The 23,122-nt window shown below is 58.7% G+C and carries 18 protein-coding genes; 11 read left to right on the top strand and 7 right to left on the bottom strand.

From position 1 onward, the window contains the following. Nucleotides 1-154: 154 nt before the first annotated feature. The 3 genes from arsD to SH410x_RS19120 all read right to left on the bottom strand — a co-directional run bounded on the left by arsD (nt 155) and on the right by SH410x_RS19120 (nt 3,580). Complete coding sequence (gene arsD, locus SH410x_RS19130) at nt 155-1,423, bottom strand: arsenite efflux transporter metallochaperone ArsD (protein WP_473669950.1); 1,269 nt, start codon at nt 1,421-1,423, stop codon at nt 155-157. Between the two features lie 383 nt (nt 1,424-1,806). Continuing rightward, nucleotides 1,807-2,574, bottom strand: coding sequence for a lysophospholipid acyltransferase family protein (locus tag SH410x_RS19125; RefSeq protein ID WP_473669948.1), 768 nt, complete (start codon nt 2,572-2,574; stop codon nt 1,807-1,809). Beyond that, nucleotides 2,567-3,580, bottom strand: coding sequence for a phosphatidate cytidylyltransferase (locus tag SH410x_RS19120; protein ID WP_473669946.1), 1,014 nt, complete (start codon nt 3,578-3,580; stop codon nt 2,567-2,569). The genes SH410x_RS19125 and SH410x_RS19120 overlap by 8 nt, the downstream gene beginning before the upstream one ends. A gap of 205 nt (nt 3,581-3,785) precedes the next feature. On the opposite strand from SH410x_RS19120, the gene SH410x_RS19115 reads away from it, so the two are divergent. From SH410x_RS19115 to hisS, 3 genes are all read left to right on the top strand, one after another. Beyond that, entirely contained in the window at nt 3,786-4,445 is a 660-nt protein-coding gene (locus tag SH410x_RS19115; RefSeq protein WP_473669944.1) for a hypothetical protein, read from the top strand. 41 nt (nt 4,446-4,486) lie between these two features. Further along, complete coding sequence (locus SH410x_RS19110) at nt 4,487-5,683, top strand: hypothetical protein (RefSeq protein ID WP_473669942.1); 1,197 nt, start codon at nt 4,487-4,489, stop codon at nt 5,681-5,683. Nucleotides 5,684-5,772: 89 nt separating this feature from the next. Next, nucleotides 5,773-7,101: a histidine--tRNA ligase gene (hisS, locus tag SH410x_RS19105; RefSeq protein ID WP_473669940.1), complete on the top strand. Its 1,329-nt coding sequence runs from the start codon at nt 5,773-5,775 to the stop codon at nt 7,099-7,101. Nucleotides 7,102-7,318: 217 nt separating this feature from the next. Here the strand turns inward: hisS and SH410x_RS19100 are convergent, their stop codons facing one another. Genes SH410x_RS19100 through SH410x_RS19090 form a run of 3 tightly spaced genes read right to left on the bottom strand, consistent with a single transcriptional unit; the run spans nt 7,319 to nt 9,846 of the window. Further along, on the bottom strand, nt 7,319-8,026 hold the full coding sequence (locus SH410x_RS19100) for a metallophosphoesterase family protein (RefSeq protein WP_473669938.1): 708 nt from the start codon (nt 8,024-8,026) through the stop codon (nt 7,319-7,321). A gap of 9 nt (nt 8,027-8,035) precedes the next feature. Then, the gene (locus SH410x_RS19095) at nt 8,036-8,797 is read right to left on the bottom strand and encodes a YqgE/AlgH family protein (RefSeq protein ID WP_473677347.1); all 762 of its coding nucleotides are present in this window, start codon (nt 8,795-8,797) and stop codon (nt 8,036-8,038) included. A gap of 29 nt (nt 8,798-8,826) precedes the next feature. Continuing rightward, nucleotides 8,827-9,846 (bottom strand): ketoacyl-ACP synthase III, encoded by a 1,020-nt coding sequence (locus tag SH410x_RS19090; protein WP_473669936.1) that lies wholly within the window; start codon nt 9,844-9,846, stop codon nt 8,827-8,829. A 506-nt stretch (nt 9,847-10,352) separates the two neighbouring features. On the opposite strand from SH410x_RS19090, the gene SH410x_RS19085 reads away from it, so the two are divergent. From SH410x_RS19085 to SH410x_RS19050, 8 genes are all read left to right on the top strand, one after another. Further along, nucleotides 10,353-11,378 (top strand): aldo/keto reductase, encoded by a 1,026-nt coding sequence (locus tag SH410x_RS19085; RefSeq protein WP_473669934.1) that lies wholly within the window; start codon nt 10,353-10,355, stop codon nt 11,376-11,378. Between the two features lie 39 nt (nt 11,379-11,417). Beyond that, a complete protein-coding gene (gene pyrG / locus SH410x_RS19080) occupies nt 11,418-13,067 on the top strand; it encodes a CTP synthase (protein WP_473669932.1) in 1,650 nt (549 codons plus the stop codon). A 1-nt stretch (nt 13,068) separates the two neighbouring features. Continuing rightward, the gene (locus SH410x_RS19075) at nt 13,069-13,572 is read left to right on the top strand and encodes a DUF1844 domain-containing protein (RefSeq protein WP_473669930.1); all 504 of its coding nucleotides are present in this window, start codon (nt 13,069-13,071) and stop codon (nt 13,570-13,572) included. A gap of 131 nt (nt 13,573-13,703) precedes the next feature. Further along, the gene (locus SH410x_RS19070) at nt 13,704-17,045 is read left to right on the top strand and encodes a tetratricopeptide repeat protein (protein ID WP_473669928.1); all 3,342 of its coding nucleotides are present in this window, start codon (nt 13,704-13,706) and stop codon (nt 17,043-17,045) included. Between the two features lie 155 nt (nt 17,046-17,200). Then, on the top strand, nt 17,201-18,226 hold the full coding sequence (locus tag SH410x_RS19065) for a MotA/TolQ/ExbB proton channel family protein (RefSeq protein WP_473669926.1): 1,026 nt from the start codon (nt 17,201-17,203) through the stop codon (nt 18,224-18,226). An 11-nt stretch (nt 18,227-18,237) separates the two neighbouring features. Beyond that, on the top strand, nt 18,238-18,660 hold the full coding sequence (locus SH410x_RS19060) for an ExbD/TolR family protein (protein ID WP_473669924.1): 423 nt from the start codon (nt 18,238-18,240) through the stop codon (nt 18,658-18,660). Between the two features lie 227 nt (nt 18,661-18,887). Then, nucleotides 18,888-21,581, top strand: a complete 2,694-nt coding sequence (locus SH410x_RS19055) for a prenyltransferase/squalene oxidase repeat-containing protein (protein WP_473677346.1) — start codon at nt 18,888-18,890, stop codon at nt 21,579-21,581. After that, a complete protein-coding gene (locus SH410x_RS19050) occupies nt 21,578-21,817 on the top strand; it encodes a hypothetical protein (protein WP_473669922.1) in 240 nt (79 codons plus the stop codon). Before SH410x_RS19055 ends, SH410x_RS19050 begins: the two co-directional genes overlap by 4 nt. A 48-nt stretch (nt 21,818-21,865) precedes the next feature. Here the strand turns inward: SH410x_RS19050 and dsrP are convergent, their stop codons facing one another. After that, a complete protein-coding gene (gene dsrP, locus SH410x_RS19045; RefSeq protein ID WP_473669920.1) occupies nt 21,866-23,110 on the bottom strand; it encodes a sulfate reduction electron transfer complex DsrMKJOP subunit DsrP in 1,245 nt (414 codons plus the stop codon). Nucleotides 23,111-23,122 lie beyond the last annotated feature (12 nt).

Below are 23,122 nucleotides of genomic sequence, written 5' to 3'. Positions count from 1 at the left end.
TTCCAACGTACCCGAGATCCCCGGGCAGACGAATGGCGCAAACGCACGTCACTCAAAATCCGAAGGGGACGTGCGGTCTCGGAAATTCGTCTGCGACAAACTCAACGTCTACCGAGATTCGAGAGCTGGATCGCCGAGCGACCCACGACGATCCTCAGCAGCAACCAGGCTCGCCACCACAGCAACCACCCGCCTTGGCGACTGGCAAACCGGGTTTTGGTTTCAGCGTCGTCCCCGTCCACATCGCCAAGTTTTCGCGTGAAGGATACTCGCTGCGACTGACGACGCGGCCGTCGACAATCACCAGCGGCAAACAATCGACGCCGTCGTCGGCGAGCATTTGTTTGACGAGATCATGGTTGGCGTATTCCGCGGGATTTTGCGAGAGGTTGAAACGCGTCACGCTGTGGCCCTGTGATTTCAGCCACTCCAAATCGGCGGCAAATTTCGGTAGCACCGGATCCACCTCCGGGCCGCACACGCCCGTTGAACAGCACATCGCTTTGTCAAAGACCTGGACGATGGCATGGCTCGCGGACTCGCTCGCGGGCTCGGTCGCGGGCTCAGCCTCAGTCGCGATCTCGGCGGTGCCCCCGGGGGCGAGCGCATGAACACGAACACTCGCTGCGAAGGCGTTGACGTCGAAAGAGCTGAACACATCGGCCAATCCGTCGTGCAGCGATGCTTCCTCACAACACGACTCGGTCGTTCCGCAGCACTGACTCGCGCTGGCCTGTGCGTAGACGTTCAAATCCGTCCCCGTATCGGTGACGGTAACCGCGTCGAATCCGGCGTCGACCAAGGACTGTCGGTAATCGTCGATCATGATCGCACCTGAGATGCAGCCCACATAAGCTTCGACGCTGGATTTGATCGATTCAGGCAGCGGCTGTTTCAGTGCGATATCACTGATTGCTACCCGCCCGCCTGGCTTCAGGACGCGCAGGATCTCACGAAACACGGCTGATTTGTCATCGACCAAATTGATCACGCAATTGCTGATCACACAATCGACCGAATCATCGGGCAGAGGCAATTGTTCAATGTTGGATTCGTGGAACTCAACGTTGTCGAGTCCACACTTCACGGCGCCCGCCCGCGCCCGCTCGAGCATGTCGGGCGTCATATCAATCCCGATTGCTTTCCCGGTGGCGCCGACTCTTTTGGCGGCGAGGAAAACATCCATGCCGCCACCGCAACCCAAGTCGACGACGACTTCGCCTTCACGCAGCCCTGCCATCGCGAGCGGATTGCCACAGGAGACGCCCATATTGGCTTGGGTTGGCAGCGACTGAAGGTCCTCGGGGGAGTATCCAAAGGCCGACGCAATGGAGCGTACCGCTCCGGAGTCGTTGTTCAGACCGCTGCGTGCGACAGCGGCGTATTGATTTTGCACGGACGTTGTTTTGCTGTTCTCACTCATTAGACAGTTCGATGGGCACGAGGACACGGAAAAATAGAAACGAAGTGTCACGACGACGCGGAAAGCACCGTTGGATCCGAGTTCACAAGCGGGCCATCGGCACAAACGGGCCACCCATGACTTCCATCGGGCAGGCGGATCCGAGTTGCGGACGTAACCAACCGGCGGTCCATCGGCTTCACCCTGGACCAACCCCAACGGCTATGCCCGCAGGTGCTATCGTTGATCGTCGATTCACGATATGCCATCGGCGCCGGAGCGTCAAGGGCGATTTTCTGCGATCAATCGGATGAGCGTTGTCGGTCGCTCGGCGAGCGAGCCGTTGGGGGCGATCATCACGTTGTCCGGCAAATCACGTTGTCCGGCAAACGGCGACTGTCCGCCTAGAAAGTCTCGGGGACTCGTGCCCCTTTGGCGAGCGAACTGAATTCATCATCGAGGCGGGTCATCATCGTGTCCTTGTTGCCGGTCCACTGCAATCGTTCACCGACGTAGGCGTCAATGAAGAACGGCACGAGCAATCCTTCGCCACGCGGCAATGCCTTGCCCAGGCCATACAAAAACACCGGCGCGATCGGCACCTCGGGATGGCGGCGGGCGAGGTGAGCGATCCCACGCTGGAACGGCTCACGCTGCTCGGGTTCTCCCCGGGTGCCTTCTGGGAATAGCAGTACGATCGCGCCCTCGTTGAGTTGTTCACTGATCGGATCGAGAGGATGCCCACGACCTCGCCGCACCTCTCGATCAATCGGAATAATCCCCAGAACTCGGATGGAAAACCACGCGAACCAACGAGTTCGCAGGAAATAGTCTGCCGCGGCGACGGGGCGGACACGATGCAGTTCGCTCATCGGGAAGAGTGTCATCAGGGCAAACGTGTCGAGGTGACTGTTGTGGTTTGCAGTAACCAGCAGCGGCCCTTGTTCGGCCAAACGCTCCTGGCCGCGCACATTCATGCCCATGATCACCAGCATCACGGGACGCACGATGATCAAGAAAAACAGATATCGTAGTATCGGCTGGGGCCCCTTCGCGACGATGGCGGCGATGACCGCCGGGTCAACCGCCGCTGCGTCGCCTGCCGCCGCTGCGTCGCGACTCGCATTTTCGGGGATCGACTCACGAGAATCCGCTGTGTCTGACTCATCCATAGCAGTACCACACAAAATGGAAAAACACGGGGGCGGTGAAGATCAGGCTGTCGATCCGGTCGAGCACACCGCCATGTCCGGGCAGCATCGACCCGGCCTCTTTGACACCGAGATCGCGTTCCAGGGCCGCGACATTCAAATTGCCACACAACCCTGCAACGGCGACGACGAGGCCGGCGAGCAGGGATCGCGGCAGATCGAGCATGGTCATCCAGGGGCCCAGGGTCGCTGCGATTCCGACCGTCACGAGCAGTCCGCCGAAGAACCCGGCCCAGGTCATCGTCGGATTGACGGCGGGGGCGATTTTACGACGACCAAACGATTTTCCCGCAAGAAACTGCCCCGCTTCATTGCATTGGGTCAGCAACAGAAGCAGCAAAAACAGCCCTGGTCCGGCCGAAATTCCTGTATGCGTGCTCGGCCAAACCGGTGTGACTCGCGGGTGCTCACCGACGGGCATCACCAGTAGAAACGCGGCGTGCGAGAGGAAGAACACCGTCCCCATCACCCCCCACTGCAGCGTACCGATGGCACGCAGGAAACCGGGCATCTCCCCGATCATGACCATCCGCGTCGGCAGCCACATGAACAAGTAGATTGGAATGAAGACAATGAACATTCCGTACCACTGGCCCGTGATCCATGCATATTGTAAGGGGATCGCGGCGTAGGCCCAAAACAGCACCCTACGGTCCGCCCGGCGGCTGGGGATCAGCGAGAGGTACTCTTTGAGGGCCAGGAAACTCACGAACGCAAAAAACCAAATTGCCGCCATGGGTGAGAGCAGCAATGAGCCCCCGATCAGGCCCGCGATCACCCACCAGGTCCGCACCCGCCACCGCAGCGAGCGGTAGACCCGGCCCGGCCGCATCCGCACCAAGCCCATCGAGACTATGCTGGAAAGGGTGAGCAACACGAACACGGCTAGGATCACGATGCGTACTTCCATCGTCAGATGGGCAAACCATCCGTCGGGGTCGACTGCGATCATGGCAGTAGGCGTCATCGCGAGCTCAGCGGTTCTGATTGACGGGCGAAAAGTCCGTTGATTGGCGGACACGACGTGCAAAGTGCCCCTGCGCGGTGTATTATATCGACTGAAATGCAAACTTTGCTAAAATCGATTCGTTTCTTTGGCATCCCGCCCAACTTCCAGCGATGAAGTGGGGTCAACTGTGACGCCGATAGAATCTCAACCCAGGTCAAGAAAAATGAACCGAAACCATCTCGCCATCGCGTTACTCCTGGCAATTCCCGCTTTTCTGATACCGGAGGAGGTGTCTGCCCAGGGTGGATTTTATGGTAACCGGGGCGGATCCACCGCCGCTGGTGACGAAATGCGAGGTGCTGGCAGGCTAGCAGTCGGGCTGGGGCAGGGCTCACTGCTGCGATCGATGTCGGCGGTCCAGTTGCAAAAAGCTCTGCAGGAACGACTCAAATATCGCCAAGAGAGTCTCGAAGGCTATTACAACAACAAGGCGTATCGAGAAGCCGAATTGAAGAAGAAGACGGCCGAGGGTGTTGCCAATTACAAAGCCACTATCGAGCGTTCGACACACAAACGCCTGTCGAAGTCGCAGATCAATCCGACAACCGGTGAACTCTATTGGCCTCGCCCGCTCGATGCCAAGGAACTCGCCCCCTACCGCAAACCGATTGAGCAAACGCTTGCCAAACGCGAAAGTCCTGGCGAAACCTATGATCGCTTTGACTATTTGCAAGTGTCGAAGATGCTCACGTTGATCTCCGAAGCGGTCGACTCGATCAAGGACAAACTGGACCCCCGCGAGGTGGTGGCTCTGAAGCAGTATCTTGAGCAGATTGATTTCGATGCCCGTTTTAACAACGAAGACGAGCGGATTGACTACTGATTTCACAACCAGGCACGGTCGCTCCCGAGATACAGAAGTCCATGATCGAGGTTGGCGTGATGGTCGCCGGCCCGTTGGATTTCGTGGATGCGCGGGCGGCGCGGATGGCGGTCGAGCAGGCCGACAAACGACTGTCCGAGCTGTTCGAAGAATTTCACTTTGATTTTTTTGAAATCCGACGCCCAGAGATGACCGGTGGCAGCATCGCGGGCAACGGGCGTGTCGAACCGAGCGTGCTGTTGCAGCAGGCGGTCGAAGAGCGTGATTCCCGCCATTGGGATTTCGCGATCATGCTGACAGCCTCCGAGCTCGTTGGCAACTATTCGTCATTCTGTTTCGCGGCCCTCAGCCGTCCACTCGACGCGGCCGTATTGTCGATGTCGCTCATCGACCCGATGGCGCTCGGTGTCGAGGCCAATCGCGACGAGCGGGTTGAGCGCATCGCCCGTCGGCTGAGCCGATTGATTCTGCACAGCATCGGTCACCTGAGCGGCCTCCCAAAAAGCAGCCACCCCAACGATTTAATGTATCACCCGCCCCACGCTGGGGCCCTCGATCTGATGGCGGGGATGGACGCCGAGAGCGTGGAGCGGCAGCGCGGCGCATTGGCAGAAATTGCCGACCAGCGACTCGAGGAGGGAGCCGGCCGGGGGCTCACCCGACCCGCCTTCGCGCTGCGTGCTGCGTGGATTAATCGCAAAGAGATCTATCAAGCGATTTGGGCGGCCCGGCCGTGGGAGTTCCCCAAACGCCTCAGTCGGTTGACGATCGCCTCGTTCTCGACGCTGGCCATTTTGTTCATGACGGCGGAGGCGTGGGACCTGGCGCTGGCTCAGGGCAATGTTCGCCTGCCTGCACTGCTGCTCTTGTCACTGCTGGCGACGACCTTCTATGTCGTACTGCGGCAACAACTTCTGGTGCGACGCGGTACGCGGCGATCCGAGCAAGCGATTGTGACATCGGCGTCGGCGATGGGCATTGTTTTTGTGGGGATGACAACGACTTGGGCGGCACTGTTTTCGGTCGGTATCGTGCTCTCGTTCTTTTTGTTTCCGAGTGCCTTGATCGCGGACTGGGCAGCATCGTCGATCTTGGACCCCAGCGATTTGAGTTGGTCGCATCGCCCGCAAATGGCTGTGTTCGCCGCGTCCCTGGGGTTGATGATTGGAGCCCTCGGTGCGAGTTTTGAATCCCAGCATTATTTCCGGCATATTATCTTCGTCGACGAAGAACTCTGAGAACCTTCCCTACCGGAATTTGCTCAAGTGACATAGGCTGCTCCCTCTCCCTGGCTCCCACTCTCCCTGTCTTCACCCCTCCCTATCTCATGGCTCTCATTCAACCTCGGACGCTCAAAGGGTTCCGCGATTACTTGCCCGCCGCAATGATCCCCCGCGAGCGAATCATGGAAACGGCGCGACAGACGTTTCGTAGTTTCGGGTTCGCCCCCATTGATACGCCGACCCTGGAACACTTGGAAATCTTGACGGGCAAAGGCAGTGAGGAGACCGATCGCCAGCTCTATCAGTTTATCGACGCAGGCAAACGCCCCGTGGGGATGCGGTTCGACCTCACCGTGCCGTTGGCGAGATTCGCCGCCCAGCACATCGGACAACTCGGGACGCCATTCAAACGCTACCAAATCGCCCCGGTGTGGCGTGGCGAAAATCCTCAGGCGGGACGATATCGAGAGTTTTATCAGTGTGACTTCGATACCATCGGAACGGAGTCCGTGCTCGCGGACATCGAAGCGGTTACGGTCATTGATTCGCTCCTGCGGGCGATCGGGATCGAAGCGTTCACCATCAGCATCAACAACCGGGCCATTCTGAGTGGTTTGCTCGAATCGCTCGGCCTCGCCGATAAAACGACGCCGATTCTTCGCAGCCTCGACAAACTCGGGAAGATCGGCCGTGAAGCGACGGCCACTCAAATGGTCGATGCTGCCGGCATCACGGCCCTGCAAGCCGATCAGGTGCTGCGACTTGCTGAGTGCGATGGTGCCGCGGACGAAGTGTTTGCCAAATTGCCCGAAATCATCGGTGACAACCCGACCGCTAACGCGGGCGCGGCGCGGTTACGTGACATCTATGAGGGGGCCCTCGCGTCAGGCGTCTCTCCCGACCGCATGAAAATCGATGTTTCGATCGCCCGTGGACTGGACTACTACACCGGCGTGATTTTTGAAACGACACTCGATGAACTGCCCTCGATCGGCAGTGTTTGCAGTGGTGGTCGATACGACAACCTCGCCGGCCTGTACACGAAAGAGCATTTACCGGGGATTGGCGCGTCGCTAGGACTCGACCGTTTGCTCGCGGCGCTCGAAACGCTGCAGCGACTGTCATCGACGAGCAAACCCTGTCCGGTCTTCATTCCCTATTTCGATAAAGATCGCCGCGACGATTATCTGCGACTGGCTACCAACCTGCGCCGCGGTGGGATCGGCACGGAGGTCTACCCTGAGCCTCGGAAGTTGAAGGCGCAGCTCAAGTATGCTGACTCTCACGGCTTTGCCTATGCCCTCATTGCCGGTGGCGACGAATGGGCGAGTGGGAAGGTTCAGGTCAAAACGCTAGCTGAGAAATTATCCGAAGATATCGAGTATTCGCACGATGCACCGGAGAAACTGATTGCCCGATTGAAGGCTCAATAGCGACCCCCTGCGACAGCGAGCGGCGTTTTGCCCGCTCCACCCATCGGCTGGCGAGGGACGCGGCTCAGCGACAGCGATGCAGTCAAACGCTTCGAGTCGAATGCCGCCCGTGCCGCCAGACGGGAGGATCCACGTTGGGCGAACGTCGCGACTCGGGTGATTCATTCGCGGTCGCTTCGTTTGTACCACGACGGGAGCATCCGTCGGCGGGTAATCTTCATCGGCCGCGTAGCCAGCATCCCCAGCGTGCCAACGCATGCAATGCCCGTTCGATGGGAACACGGCGAATGTGGCCGTGTCGGTCAGCCTGGGTGACGGCTCCCGTTTCAAGATCCACGGCACTCAAATAACCACCACCGAAACAGTAGGTGTCAACGCCGACCAGATGGGTTCGCCACAGTATGTCCCCTCGGGGTTGCGGGGTGTGACCAACATAAATGCGTTTCCCGCTGGCGTGCGGCTCTGGCAGCGGGTCGGGTAGGTGGGTCCAGTACGTCAGTTCGTCATTCTGTGCGGCGATACTCTGCTGCGGATCGTACATGGCGTGAACAAAAATTTCTTGCTCGGTTTCATGACAACGCAGTAAATCGTGAAGGAAGTCGAGATGCGACGATGGGATTTTCGTGATTGAGCCACCGTAACTCACCACCGTTGCCTTGCCACCGCTGCGCATCCAGATTTCATCATCGCGTCCGTGCGTCACAACGGACTGTAGCATGACCTCGTGGTTGCCCCGCAGGGCGATCACATGGCACTGTTGGCTGAGTTCGATCAACTGCTCAACAACATTCCGCGAGTTTGGTCCTCGATCCACGTAATCGCCCATGAAAACAACTTCGTCATTCGATCCGAGCTTTAACGCGGTGGATAACGAGCGCAGTGCTTTGGCGCACCCATGAACATCGCCGATCACATAACGTGCCATGGGCGATTGCTAATTCACGCCGGGATCAAATCCGACGTCCTCGTCTGGCATTGAGAGATCAGGACGCAAGTCCTTGAGAATGGCATGGCCACAGCGATGAACGAGTTTTTCCCAGACTTCATCGGAGCGATCGAAGATCGAATCGGAGTCAGCGGCCGTGACCAACCAGCCTCCCGCGTCGAGTTCAAGCTCGAGTTGGCCGGCGCCCCAGCCGGAGTAACCGACGATGAATTTCAGGCGGGTATCGTCACGGCGAGCCAGGATTCGCAGGTGATCCTCATCCGCTGTCATCCAGGCGGGAACATCGCTCCACTGAATCGACATCGAGCCCCATGCTTCGGCCGGATGGTCATGCACGGTCGTTTGGGTGCCGGCGGGATCTTCGGCGGCCAGCTTATTGATATCGCCGACGCTCAAATCGCCACAGGGTTCACCGATGCCGGCGACCTCGTGGAGCGCCAGGAGTGGACCTTCGACGGGACCACCCAGGAAAATTTGGTCTCGCGGCGGGGCCGGTAGGTCGCCCGGGGGCAGCGTTTCGGCAGCGTCGGCGGTTTCACTGCCGGGCTGCTTCACCGGCTTGGATTGCCACGATGGGCTGGACATTTCCACCACTTCGCTGAAGCGTTTCGATGTGCTGCGGTTGATCACGACCCCAAAGGCACCCTCATTGGTATGACGAATGATGAACACAACCGAGCGAAAAAAATGCCCGTCGGTGAGGTAGGGCGACGCGACGAGGAAACTGCCGGTGCAGTTTTGCGTTTTGATTGTCATCGATGTGTGTCCCCGCTACTGAGTTAAGCGATTGGGTGGTCGCCAATCCAATCATCACGCCACAAACAGCCTGCCCACGACAGTCCAACGCCGAACCCGACGAGCATGTTCGTATCGATTCCGCTCAGCTCACCACGGCGGCGCAGCCGATCGATCAGGATTGGCAAGGTACACGATACCGTGTTGCCAATATCCGCCAAGTCGATTGGCAGCCTTTCCTCGGAAACATTCATCCGCAGGCGGAGCTGTTCGAGCATTTTCCAGGTCGCTTGATGCATCAGATAGCGATGCACGTCGGCGTCACAGAGGGAGTTGGCTTCCAGGATTTCGTCGACCAGTCGTGGAATGGCTTCGACGGTGAACCCGATGAGGCTCGGCCCATCCATGTACAAGCGGCTTTTCCAGCGTTTTCGATGCCGGGGTGGGATAGCGTCTTCAGGCGGCCTCGCCCCGCCATCGCCAACGATCAACATGTCCGCACCGCTGCCATCACTACCAAATTGGAACCCCCACAAACTTGGGGTGTCGGCCGCTGTCAATAACGTCGCTGCGGCGGCGTCTCCGAAGATGGTGCGGAGGCTGCGGTCGTCTGGATCGATGTATTTACTATAGGTTTCAGCGGTCAATAGCAGCACCCGCTTGGCCAATCCACTCTGCATCAGACCATCAGCGATTCCCAGTCCGTAGACAAATCCGCTGCAGCCCAGGTTGAAATCGACGGCCCCGCAGCGGGTGGACAACCCCAGGCGATCCTGCAACAGGCACGCGGTCGTGGGCAGTGGGTAATCCGGTGTCTGTGTGCAGAGCAGGACAAAGTCGATGCTCGCCGGATCGATCGACTCGCGTTCGAACAATTCCGTGGCGGCCGTCACGGCCAGGTCTGCCGCGGTGACGCCCGGATCGGCAATATGTCTTTGTTGGATCCCTGTCTTTTCCGCAATCAGATCCAGATCCCAGCTAGGGAACTGCTTCTTCAGACTTTCGTTGTCTTCTACCCGGGGCGGCAAATGTACAGCGATGGGACCGATTTGAGCGTATGGCACGTGAGTCTTCAGCGGACGGGGAGTTGGAATTGGTGGGGCATGCAAAGCCAGTCAACGCACTCAGGCAGTCGGCCCCCAAGCGTAGCAGTCCGCCCGCCAGGGTGGAAGCAAGGTTTTTCGGTTCTCTTGCGACTCAGATCGCCAATATGACGCAGGGGCAGGACTGCCAGGGCAATCTAGAAAACCGAAAAAGGATGATCCGTGGTGTTTTGATGTGCTGTGCAAGCCCGTGCTCGGGTGAGGTCCTCGGTAGGCAACTGAATCGCCCCAATAGGCTTGGCGGGCCCTTCGGATCATTCGAGTATCTACCAGGGTGGCGAGAATGAAACCATCTCGATTCCAAAATATCGACAGCTCGACACCATTTCAGACCGGCCGCGTCGACGATCTCGCTGCGCAGGGCACCGTATTTCCTGTTCAGGCACAGAGGACTGTGCCTGCGGGTCGGCAATCGTTAGCTTATTGTTTTCGGTATCCACTCGTCCAAATTCACCTGCTCAACTGCCATGACAGCCGCTCCACTGAAGAATTCGCTCCCTCAAAACAAGCTTGGCCGCGATGGATTTCCGGTTTCAGTAGTCGGCTTCGGTGGCTGGGCGCTCGGTGGCCAGTGGGGCGTGCAAGATGATTCGCAGTCCGTCGCGGCTTTGGAAAAAGCGATCGAGTCGGGGGTGAATTTTATTGATACGGCCCCTGGGTACGGCGACGGACGCAGCGAGAACGTGATCGCGACGATGTTGGCGAATTTACCGCCGATGGTGCGCGAGACGATTCATGTGGCGACGAAAACCCCTCCCAGTGCGGGGCCGTGGCCGCCGAGTCCCTACTGCCGTTGGCAAGATCGTTTTTCGGCGGCCTATATCCGCGCCAACGTCGAAGAACGACTGCGGAATCTCCGGACGGATTGTCTCGACCTGCTGCAGTTGCACACGTGGACACGGGCGTGGAACGATGACCCGCAGCCGCTACTCGTGCTGCAGAAATTACGGGAAGAAGGCAAAATTCGCAAAATCGGGATCTGTACCCCCGAACAGGACCAGAACTGCGTCGTCCAGCTGATGCGGGACGGGCTGGTGGATGTCGTGCAGGTGATTTTTAATTTATTTGAGCAGGAGCCCGCCGCACAGATACTGCCCGTCGCAGCGGAAACTGGCACGGGGGTGATCGTGCGTGTGTCGCTCGACGAGGGCGGGTTGACCGGGAAATACGCTGCCGATCACCAGTTTCCTGCGGATGACTTCCGCAGCACCTACTTCGGCGGCGATCGGATGCAGCGGACCGCGGCCCGAGTTCAAGAAATTGCCGCAGATCTCGAGGAACTCGAACTTGCCGAGGATTATTCCTTGCCGGCCGCGGCGATCAAGTTTTCGGGCTCCCATGAAGCCGTCAGCACTGTGATTGTGGGGATGCGTGACCCGCAGCAAGTTGCCGCCAATGTGGCGTCGGCAGGGTTGCCCGATTTCACACCGCAGGCTTTGCAACGATTGCGACGGCACCAGTGGTTGCGAGGTGTGTGGTATGGAGGACAATGAGACTTTCGCGTTTCCAGTTGTCCGGTATCATCAGCTCCCATGACCAAACACATCTTCGTTACCGGCGGCGTCGTTAGTTCTCTCGGCAAGGGGCTCACCAGCGCCTCAATCGGCATGTTGCTCGAAAGCCGGGGCCTCCGCGTCCGCATGCAAAAGCTCGATCCGTACATCAATGTCGACCCCGGCACGATGAGCCCGTACCAGCACGGCGAGGTGTACGTGCTCGACGACGGTTCGGAAACCGACCTCGATCTCGGCCACTACGAGCGATTCACATCGGGGAAACTCGATCGCGATTGCAACTACACCACCGGGCAGATTTATCTGTCGGTGATCGAGAAAGAACGCAAAGGCCAATTTCTCGGTAAGACCGTCCAGGTCATCCCGCACATCACCAATGAGATCAAACGCGTTATCAAACGCATGGGCGGCGACGATGTCGACGTCGTGATCACTGAGATTGGCGGTACCGTCGGTGACATCGAGAGCCTGCCGTTCCTCGAAGCAATCCGGCAATTCTCGCTCGACGTGGGCCGAGAAAACTGCTTGTACATGCACCTGACGCTCGTGCCGTACTTGAAAGCCGCCGATGAGGTGAAGACGAAGCCTACCCAGCACTCGGTCGGCCAGCTCCGCGAGATCGGTATCCAGCCAGACATTTTAGTATGCCGCTGCGAACGCAGTATGAGCCGCGACGATCGCGAAAAAATCGCATTGTTTTGCAATGTGAAAACCGAGGCCGTGATCGAGGAAAAGGACAAGGACTTCTCGATCTATGAAGTCCCGATTTCGTTGGTCGAGAACAAAATGGACGAACTGGTCGTTCAAAAGCTCGGCTTGACGGCCGGGAATCTCGACATCACCCCGTGGACCGATCTGCTGCACCGACTGCGTAACCCGAAGCACGAGCTCGCAATTGCGGTCGTGGGCAAGTACGCCGAACACAAGGACGCGTACAAGTCGATCTATGAATCGATCGATCACGCTGGGATGCAGCACGACGCTCAAATTCGGATCGGACGAATCCAGAGCAGCGAAATTGAGCGTGAAGGCGCCGAGCGATTGTTGTCCGGTTACCACGGCATCTTGGTACCCGGCGGGTTTGGCGAACGGGGTGTGGAAGGCAAGATTCAGGCGATTCAGTTCGCACGCGAACGCGGTATCCCGTTCTTCGGTATCTGTCTCGGCATGCAACTCGCCGTGATCGAATATGCACGCCACATGATGGGGCTTACCGGGGCGCACTCGTCGGAGTTTGATAAAGACTCTGATTCTCCCGTGATCTGTCTGCTCGATGAACAGCAAAACGTGACCCAACTCGGCGGCACGATGCGGCTGGGCAGCCAACCCGCGAGACTCACTCCAGGTTCCCATGCTTATGCGGCGTATGGCGTCGAGGCGATTGCCGAACGACACCGCCACCGATACGAATTCAATAATAAATACCGCGAGTCTTTCGAAGCTGCAGGCATGCAGTTTTCCGGCAAGAGCCCCGATGGTGGGTTGATCGAAATTGTTGAGCTCCCGTCGCATCCCTGGTTCGTCGCGGCCCAGTTCCACCCTGAATTCAAGAGTAAACCGTTAGCTGCTCATCCGCTGTTCGCAGACTTTATCGCCGCTGCGATTCACCGGCGTCAAAAGCGAGTAGCTGACGAAGTCGAAGTTCACGCTGCAGAGGTATCAAGCTAAAATGTCAGACGCACCCAACCAGAACGAAAAAGAGACGGACACCGACGCCGCTCCCAAGATCATTGTCGATTCCGATTGGAAGGAGCAGGTCGAAAAAGAAAAGGCCGCTGCCGTGGTGAAGAGTCTAGAGGAGGAAGCCCAAAACTCAGAAGTGGAGGGTTCAGAAGTGGAGGGTTCAGGGGCGAGCGATCTGGGGCTAGAGCCAGAGACCTCAGCAGTTGGCGATCCTGCCGACAGTGGCGCTCCTGGGCCGCGAATGCTGCCGGCACCTAGTTTTGAGATTTTGGTCTCGATGTTGTTTACCCAAGCGATTAGTGCGTTGGGCCAGATGCCGAATCCGGTTGACGGGCAAACCAGCGTGGACAAGCAGATGGCCAAACACAGCATCGACATGATCGAAATGCTCGAAGTGAAGACCAAAGGTAACCTGAGCGATGATGAGTCAAAGATGCTACGCGAAGCCCTGCATGCGCTGCGGATGGCTTACGTAGGCGTCCGAGGATAGCGGATGGTAGGCGGTGTTCGGCGCCACCGAACCATCCGATGACAGCCCAGGGCATCACCCTGGGGTGGGAACACAAGATAAGTATCTAGGCCCCACACGGGCGATCCTCACTTTGTATGAGCTATCGACGCATGACGCTCAATCGACCGCTATCGTTCATCATTCTGACGGTCGCCCTGTTGTTGGCTCCGTCCCCTGTGGTTGCTCAAGACAAGGGTGGCGCGGGGGCTCAATCCGATGCGGCCGCGCTAGCGATCTACGCCGACGCGGCTAACTTTCAGACCAACGGCGCGATCGACCTGGCGATTGAGAGTTGGATCGAGTTCCTCAAAAAGTTTCCGCAGGACAAACTCGCTCCCAAAGCGGCTCATTACCTCGGTGTCTGCTACATGAGCGCCGATCCGCCGAATTTTACCAAAGCGGCAGCGGCGTTCGGGATCGCGCTCAAGACGCAGGACTACGAACTCCGTGAAGAGAGCTTGTCCAATCGAGCTTGGTGCTTATACGCCGCCGCGATGAAGGGCGGTGAACCGGACACGGCATTGCTGCAGGAGTCGTTGAAGGTCTACGAGCAGTTGCTGAAGGAGAATCCAGACTCGAAGTATCGCGAGAACGCTTACTTTTATAGTGGTGAGTCGGCCTACGCACTTGGCGAGTTGAAACCGGCGATCGAATTTTACAGCAAGCTGTTGCAGCTGGAGAACGCTGCCAAATCGCCGCTGCGCTGTGACGCCTTGTACGCCTGTGGGATTGCACAGGAAGAAGCCAACGAGAACGAAGCGGCGGCGAAGTCCTATGAACAGCTTCTTCAGGCTTGCGTTGAGTCCGACCTCGTTGTTGATGTGCAGTTGCGGCTCGCTGATTTGCAGATCCTCGACGAACGTTACAGCGACGCGATCTCACTGTTACAAAAAGTGGTCGATGAATCCACGGGGCTGGCCACGGACGACGATCGAGCACTCGCGATCTTCCGCCAAGCGTTCTGCCAGGCGAAGCGAAACAAGCCGGTCGAGGCGGCGAAGCAGTACCAACAGCTGCTTGAGAAATACCCCGATTCGCGTTTTGCAGCGGCGTCGCGCTTAGCCTTCGCCCAGTCGCTCTATCAAGTCGGCGAGATGTCGAAGTCAGCCGATTCGTTTCGGATGGTTCTCGCGGCCGAGAGTCCGGTTGCCGCGACCGAGGCGGCCCATTGGCTCGCTCGGATTGACATTGCTCAGGCCGCGAGTTCACCAGCGGATTCGCCGGAGATGAAAGCCGCCGCCGAGTCGGCGTATCGGGTGGCAGCGCAGCAATTGGAGCAGGGTGCGCAGGGTGAGTATGCGGTCGCATTGCAGCTCGATGCCGCCGAAGCACTCTCGTTCCAACAAGATCGACTGGGCGATGCGATTGCAGCCTTTGAGAAAGTTGCCATCGAACATCCCGACTCGCCGCTGGCTCCCCGTGCGATCTACTTGGCCGCCTACACCGCCCTGCAACTCGGACGTCACGAGCGGGCCGAGCAGCTCGCCGGTGACTTCGCGAAACGGCACGCCGGCAATCCGCTCGCACCCGACGCTGCATTCGTCGGTGCCGAAGCGAAGCTGCTTGCCGGTAACGCTGCTGAGGCGGCGCAGGAATATCAACATCTCCTAGAGAATGCGGCCTACCGTGAAAACCGTCAAAGGACCCAGTGGATTGTTCGGGCCGCGACTGCGCTGCAAGCCGCTGACCAACCCGCGGCGGTTGTGAAGCTGATCGAGGCGGAGCTGGACTCGATTCAAAAACCGAGCGAGCGGGCGCAGGCGTTCTTGTTGGTCGGGCAATCGCAGTTGCAGACCGGTGATGCGGCAGCGGCCGCAAAATCATTTCAGGCCAGCCGCGCCGCCGACCCCGACCATGCAGGCGGTGACGAAGCTCTGCTGTTGGCGGGGCAAGCAAAGTTGGAAACCGGTGACCGGGACGCTGCCGCGGCGAGCTGGCGTGAATTGATCAGCACGTCGCCGCAGTCGAGAGCGGCTGACCAAGCACGGTACAAACTCGGACAACTCGCCAGCGACGATGGTGACTACGCCGCCGCGATCGAGCAATTTGATCCCGTGATTGAGTCCGGACGCGATCCCGCCCTGCATCCTTTTGCTCTCTATGGCAAAGGTTGGGCGCAGATGTCGCTGCAGGATTACGCGAAGGCGGCTGAGACTCTCAGCAAGGTGATCCAGGAATACCCAGCGCACCCGATTCTCGACGATGCACTGTTGGCACGCGCCATCAGTTTGCGCAATTTAAATCAATACGATCCGGCGGCCAGCGATCTGGTGCGTTTTCTCGGCACCGATCCCACAGGCACCCGGCTCGGCCACGCGTTGTATGAACTGGCGCTGGTGCGACAAAAGCAAAACCAGCCCGCGCAGGCTGCGGAAAGATTGAGTGAACTGGTCAATCAAGTCCCCGAATATGCTGACATGGACAAGGTGCTCTATGAACTCGGTTGGTCACTCAAGGAATCCGGTCAGACGGATGAGGCGATCAAGCGGTTCCAAACCTTAATGGCAGAGTACCCAGACAACGACATGGTCCGCGAAGCAGCGTACTTCGTCGGCCAAAACCAGTACAAGAATGAGCAATGGTCCGATGCTGCGAAATCGTTTCAGACCGCCGCCGCGTCAGGCTCGCAAGAGGGCCAAGCGGACGACGACCTCCTGGAGAAATCTCTCTATCGGCTAGGCTGGTCGCTGTTCAAGGAGGCCGACTATCCGGGTGCCGAGGCTGCGTTTGTGCGACAGTCTCACGATGTACCGAGCGGCCCACTGAGCCTCGATGCCATGATGATGATCGGCGAATCACGGTTCAAACAAAGCCAGTTCGAGTCGGCGCTGAAAGCATACGAGAAGGCACGCGAAAAAATTATCGCTGACAACGACTCTGCGAAAACGGTACGCGATGAAGCCGAACGGCAAGTCCGTGAGTTGACGCTGCTGCACGGAGGGCAAAGTGCAGCGCAACTCAAGCAGTGGACGACTGCGATCGACTGGTACGATGAACTGCGTCAGCGATTTCCCGCTACGACCTATCTTCCCCAGGTTTTCTATGAGTCCGGGTTTGCCTATCAGCAAGCCGGAAACGAGGAGCAAGCGTTGCGGTTGTATGGCGAAGTGGCCGACCGGTATCGCAACGAGCTGGCGGCCCGTGCTCGATTCATGATGGGTGAGATTTATTTCGCTCAAAAGCAGTACGCCAAAGCGATTCCGGAGTTCCAGCGAGTGATGTATGGATTCGGAGCGGAGCAGGCGTCCGAGGGCATCAAGAACTGGCAGGCGAAGAGTGGTTTTGAGGCCGGTCGATGCGCCGAGTCCTTGGTCGATGTTGCCAAGACGGACGCTGCCCGTGCGAAAGCTCGTGGTTTTGCGGTGCGGTTTTACCAATACGTCGTCGATCGGCACGGCGAGCATGAATTAGCAGCCAAGTCACAAGAGCGATTGCAGACGCTCAAGAAATAGCTCCTCAGGTGACCCCCTGTTTTCGCTATCTTCGCTACATCGACATTTGCAGGTTTTGGAGCGACGGGAGTTGGTTAACCCGTTCGACAATTCGGTAGGTCGGTTGCTAAGATTGAGTCTTCCTATGAACCCGCGTCGAAACTGAAAGTTCAGGTATGCGTTTGTTTTCGCTCGATCAAAATTCTGCACAGCGATTTCGCGTGGCCCGACGCTGGGGGCACGTGCTCACCCTGGCGATGATTGGATGGTTCATCGGTGCAGCATCGTTTCCGATGCTCGTGTCTTCGTCGGTGGCTGCGCAAGCGACCGATGCCGATCAGGACGTTGGCATCGTGGACGCCGCCGACATCGAGTCGGTGATGAGCGACGCACCCCAGGTGGTTGCGAGTGACAGCAGCGAGGGCCCGTCGGGGATTGACCTCTACTCGCTGATCACACGGGGCGGTTGGTTCATGGCGCCGATTGGTTTGATGAGCATGCTCGTCGTCACGCTCACTGTGGAGCGAACCCTGTCGTTGCGAACGAGCAAGATCGTTCCCAAAAGATTGACGCGGCAGCTCGCCGAGTTATCAGCGACATCGGATCACTTTTCGCCCTCGCAGGCTTGGGAGATCTGTCATCAGTACCGTTCTCCGGCAGGCCGTGTGATCACCGCGATGTTGATGCGGACGGGGCAACCCCTCGGCGAAATTGAACGCACAGCGAGTGAGACGATTCAGCGTGAGGCCGATCGTTGTGCCGCGCCCGTACGCTGGCTCACGCTCGCTGCGGCCGCGACCCCTTTGATGGGCCTGCTCGGTACCGTATGGGGCATGATTGTTGCGTTCCACGAGTCGAGTACGTTGACGGCCGATCGCAGTCGTAGCGAGCAGTTGTCCGAGGGGATTTATACGGCCCTGGTGACCACGCTGGCAGGATTGATTGTCGCGATACCAGCCGCCATCTTTGCACAGTATCTGGAAAATCGGATTGCGAAATTGTTCCATCGCATCGAGGAGCTGGCGTTCGGTGTGGCACCGGGACTCACGCGATTCGTGGGCCGATCGCGAATGGATTACAACGGGCACCTGCGGCCCATCGAAGGCACGCCGCCGCCGCTGAGTGCGAGCCCCCCACCGCAACCGAAATCGCGTGCCAAGGGCAGTAAGCCCACGCCGCCACCGGTCGCCTCACCATCTTAAGGTAGCCGTCGATGGCCATCGAACTGAAAAAATCGAACATTGCCGGGACGCTCAGCTTGACGCCGCTGATCGACGTTGTGTTCCTGTTGTTAATCTTCTTTCTCGTCACGAGTGAATTTGAAGACGAAGAACGACGGCTGGATATTGTCTTGCCGTCGGCGACCAGCGCCGTTCCGATGACGAGCAAGCCCCGCGAAATTGTGGTGGATCTCGACAGGGCTGGAAAAGTGTATTTACGCGGCGAAGCGACTTCCTTGGATGATTTTGAAGCATTGCTGAAAAAGGCGGTGGCGAGTAATCCAACGAACCAAACCGTTGTGATCCGCGCCGATCAAGCGACGAGTTTCCAGCCTGTGGTCAACGTCATGGATATCTGTAATCGGACGGGTGTGAGTGATTATTCCGTCACGACGAAGGATCTGCCCCGCGGCTAAGAGCGTATTGGCATCGGGGGTTGCCCCGTTTGTAGCCACACGCCCTTTTGTTGCCACGATGAACTGACATTTTCTCACCGATTACTCGAGAGGGTCAGACCTCTTCTCGAATACGTATTAGAAACGCCGTGCTCCCCAACGATCCCGTACCGCACTATCCCGACTCATCGTCGCCGCATAGTCCTGGCTTCCTTATTGACGAGGACGAGGACGAAGTCAGCGAGCCGATGTGGCCGTTGGATGTTGGTATGGCCGCACTGGCCGGTCTGGTGCTGTATATGGTGTGGAGATATCTGTCGTTCGAGGATCCGCGTGTTCTCCACAATCGCTGGACGTATCTCATCGCTGTCCCGCTGATCACGATTGTCTTGTCGATCGGGTTGCATTTTATCGCGTCGCAGTTCGTCAAGAAGTCGATCCAGGTCGGGTTCCTCTTTAGCACGATCGTGCATCTTTTGTTGCTGATCTTGGCGGTGCAATTAGTGATCTTCCCGCATTACTTCCCCGAGGCGTTCGCGGGCGTGAAGCCCGAGCGTTCACCGATTCGCAAAACGGTTCCCGAGTATCTTTTTAAGACGCCCGAGGAGACCGAAGCGGTCACGCCGGATTGGTCCCAGCCTGTTGACGCCGAAACCACGTCGCCCGTCGTGCCGCGTGAGGAACGTCAGTTGCCGCCGTTGGCTCGTTCGGCACCGCAACTTGAAATGCCGCGTCCGAGCGAGCAGCCGAAACCGGCTCCGCAGGAATTTTTGATGGAGCGGCCTGAACCCGCAGCGTCGAAACCCAGGCCTTCCGAGGCGCCCTCGAAGCTTGCCCGCCAACGTGTCGAGCGAGAGGCACCCACCAGGCCCACCGAAGCGTCACCGCAGGCGCCGACCGTGGAGATCACGTCAGTGCCTCACGACAATATTGCCAAAGCGGAGAAGTCCACCACCGCGAGTCGATCGGCGCAGGAGCGACCCAGCCCTGCCGTTGCGATGGCGGCGGCCGCACCGGACCTGCCGCAGATGGATACGATACCCTCGCCCGCCCCCGCAATCCGCAAGCTCGCCGAGGCGATGCCGCAGGTCGGTACGTCGGGATTTGCGCGTGAACGTAGCCAACGGCGTCAACCCAAACAGGCTCCTCCCGCGGGATCGGCTCCCGCCCCTCCGACCGTCTCGATCGCTAGGCTCGACGTCGGGGCTGAACGCCTGGTTGCTCCAATGGATACGCCCATTCGGCGTCGCACCGACGCCGTCGGTGCCCAGTTGTCGGCCGCCTCGTCTGACTCGTCGGTACCGGCGGTGATGGCGCGGCGAGAGGACACTGCTGGCAACCTGCCGCAACGCAGCGAAATGGCGTCGATGGCGGGATTGCCCGGGCCAGCGGTGGAGATGCAGGAGTTCAGCCGGCCCCGCTCGACGCGTCGTCGCGGCCGCTCAGGCCAAGGTCAAGCCGCGGGCGACGCCCCCAACGTCGGTGCGATCGCTCAGCTGCTCGCCGAGGCGGAAGATTCGTCCGGTGACGCGGGACGGCAGTCCGATGATGTCGCCGATCGCGCCGTCAGCAACACGCAATTGCAACGCTCGGCGCGCGGCGAAGCCGACGGCATGCCGGATTTGTCCGCTACCTCCCAACCGGTTTTCGATCTCATGGCGCCTGACGGCAACGTGGGGCTCTCCCGGCACCTCGCTGAGAAAGCAGGCATGTTACCGTCGGACGAACCGAGCGATATGACCTCGATGGATCTGACCCGAGAGCGGCGTGAACGCCGCGACGTGGGTGGTCCCATCACGCCGGCTGGCACTTCGATTGCCGCGGTCGAGGAGTTCAATCGCCGTGTTCAACGCACCAATGGGGGCGCGGCGCCCGCCCCGGCGGGCATGGTCGGTCCCGAGACGGAAGAAGCGATCGAACTAGGCCTGGCATACCTCGCCTCCACGCAAAGGGAGGATGGCAGTTGGTCGCTGCAGGGGCACGGCGAAGAGGTGGTCTTGCGCAGCGATACGGCGGCCACGGGGATGTGCTTGCTCGCCTTTCAGGGGGCCGGATACACCCATCGACAACATCAATACGCTGCTGTCGTTGCCAAGGGACTGAAGTTCCTGCTCAAGCACCAAAAGTCCAATGGTGATTTGTATCGCCTTGAAGACCCCATCAGCAACCAAAACGTCGCTTTCTATTCTCACGGCATCGCGTCGTTGGCACTATGCGAAGCCTATGGGATGACTCAGGATCGCGAATTGAAAGAGCCGGCACAGCGGTGCATCAACTACATCGCGGGAACTCAGCACCGACGCCGCGGTGGCTGGCGGTACACGCCCCAGGTCAGCAGCGATACGTCCGTGACCGGATGGATGATGATGGCCGTCAAGAGCGGTGAACTGTCCGGTTTGGATGTTCCTCCTGAAGTCTACGAGGGGATCGATCGTTGGCTGAGTCTCGCCAAGCTCAGTGCCACACATCTCGATCGCTACGTCTACAACCCCTTCGCGCCCAACACTCCACAGCAAGCCCATGGACGTCTGCCCACGCCTACGATGACGTCGGTCGGTATTTTGATGCGGATGTATTCGGGATGGAGCCGCGAGAATCCTGACATGCAGTCAGCGGCGGACTACATTTTGGAATACCCGCCGCGGATTGGTACTCGCCGAGAACCGCTCCGAGACACGTATTATTGGTACTACGCCACCCAGGTCATGTTTCACATGGGCGGCGACTATTGGGAAAAGTGGAGCGGATATTTAACCCCCGTTTTGATCGACAGCCAGATCAAGCGTGGGCCGCAAGCGGGCAGTTGGGACCCCGAATTTCCGGTTCCCGATCGCTGGTCACCCCACGGTGGCCGGCTTTACGTTTCCGCCATGAATCTGCTCAATCTCGAAGTCTACTATCGGCACCTGCCCATCTATGAAAAGACGGCGGGCGACGAATGATCCTTCCACGCGCGTATCGAAAATTGGTCGTGGTCACGGTCGTGATCGCCGGCATCTGGCTCATCGTGTTGCCGTGGCTAGCCGACCTTCCGCACACCCGCCGCTACCTTGAGAGACTCGACGCTCAGGGCATCGACCCGGCGGCGATGTACTACACCGAGTTGCCGCCCCATCTCTTCGCCGACGCGCCCGAGCGGTTATTGAAACCACCGAGAACCGCAGAAACACAGAGGTGATACCCGAGTCAACGACAGATCATTTCCACTGTCGTCAGATCGACTCGGTCACGAATGATCCGCCATGGGCTGCCTGAGTGTGGGCAGTGCAGCCTTGATCGCGATCGTGAAAACCATCAGGCCAAACGCCCAGATGCCAACGGTGACTTTCCATTCGAGTTGGCTGGGTGCGTACTCGACGATCTCGTGAAGTGTGCTGGGGATGAACCCAGGAATGATTAGGCCCATGCCCTTTTCAATCCAAGCACCCACGAACGCCATCAGGCACGCTGCGACGAGCAGCGGTCGGCGATGGAGAGCCAGCAATCCCGGCCAGAGAAACAGGACTGCGGCGACTAGGTTCAGGGCGATCGCGGTCCACGTCCAAGGCACGAGCCCCGTTTTACCATGCAGGCCAAAGTACGCGTATTTCGCGGCCCCGACATGTGCACTGCCGGTGTAGAACTCGGTAAACAATTCCGAGATCACCATCAGCATGTTGATCAGGATCGTGACGCGGACGATTTTGGTCAAGGTCGCGATCGGTTGGTCGAGTCCCGTGATCCCAGCCCAACGCTTGATGATGACCATCGCGACGATGATGAACACGGGCCCCGAAACGAATGCAGAGGCCAGAAACCGCGGTGTTAGCAGGGCGGTATTCCAGAATGGACGGCCGCCCAGACCGCAGTACAGAAATGCGGTCACCGTGTGGATGGAGATCGCCCACACGATGGAAACCATCACAAAGGGAATGTACCAAATCGGGTTGGGTGTGCGTCCCAGGAATCGCATGTACAGCAGGTAGCCGCAGATGTGCAGATTCAGTAGCAGGTAGCCATTGAGCACGATCACGTCCCACGTCAGCATGGAGATTGGGAAGTTGAACTTGCCAATCCCCGGGATCAGGTGCCAGAAACGATCGGGTCGCCCCAGGTCGGCCACGACGAACATCAAGCACATCGCGATGGCTGCGATTGCGAGTAGTTCGCCAATGATGACGACATCGTGCATCTTCCGGTCATGATACAGGTACGCTGGGATCACCATCATCACGCCCCCTGCGGCCAGTCCCACCATGAATGTGAAGTTGGCGATATACAATCCCCAGCTGACTTGGTCGGTCATGTTGGTTCCGATCATGCCGCCGGAGACTTGATTGGCCCATGCATTCGCACCGACCAAGAACAATGCGGTTAGCATCGTCATCCAGGCGTAAAAACCGAACGAGCCCTCTGTGGCCAGCCACAGCGAGCGCCCCAGAAACTTGGGGTAGCTCGAGATATGAGACTCTTTGGCGGGGATACTACTCATCTGTGCCTAATT

The sequence above is a fragment of the Rhodopirellula sp. SH410 genome, from assembly GCF_055811895.1.
Note: the sequence above shows the minus strand (reverse complement) of the source record. Positions and strands in the feature narration are given on the sequence as shown.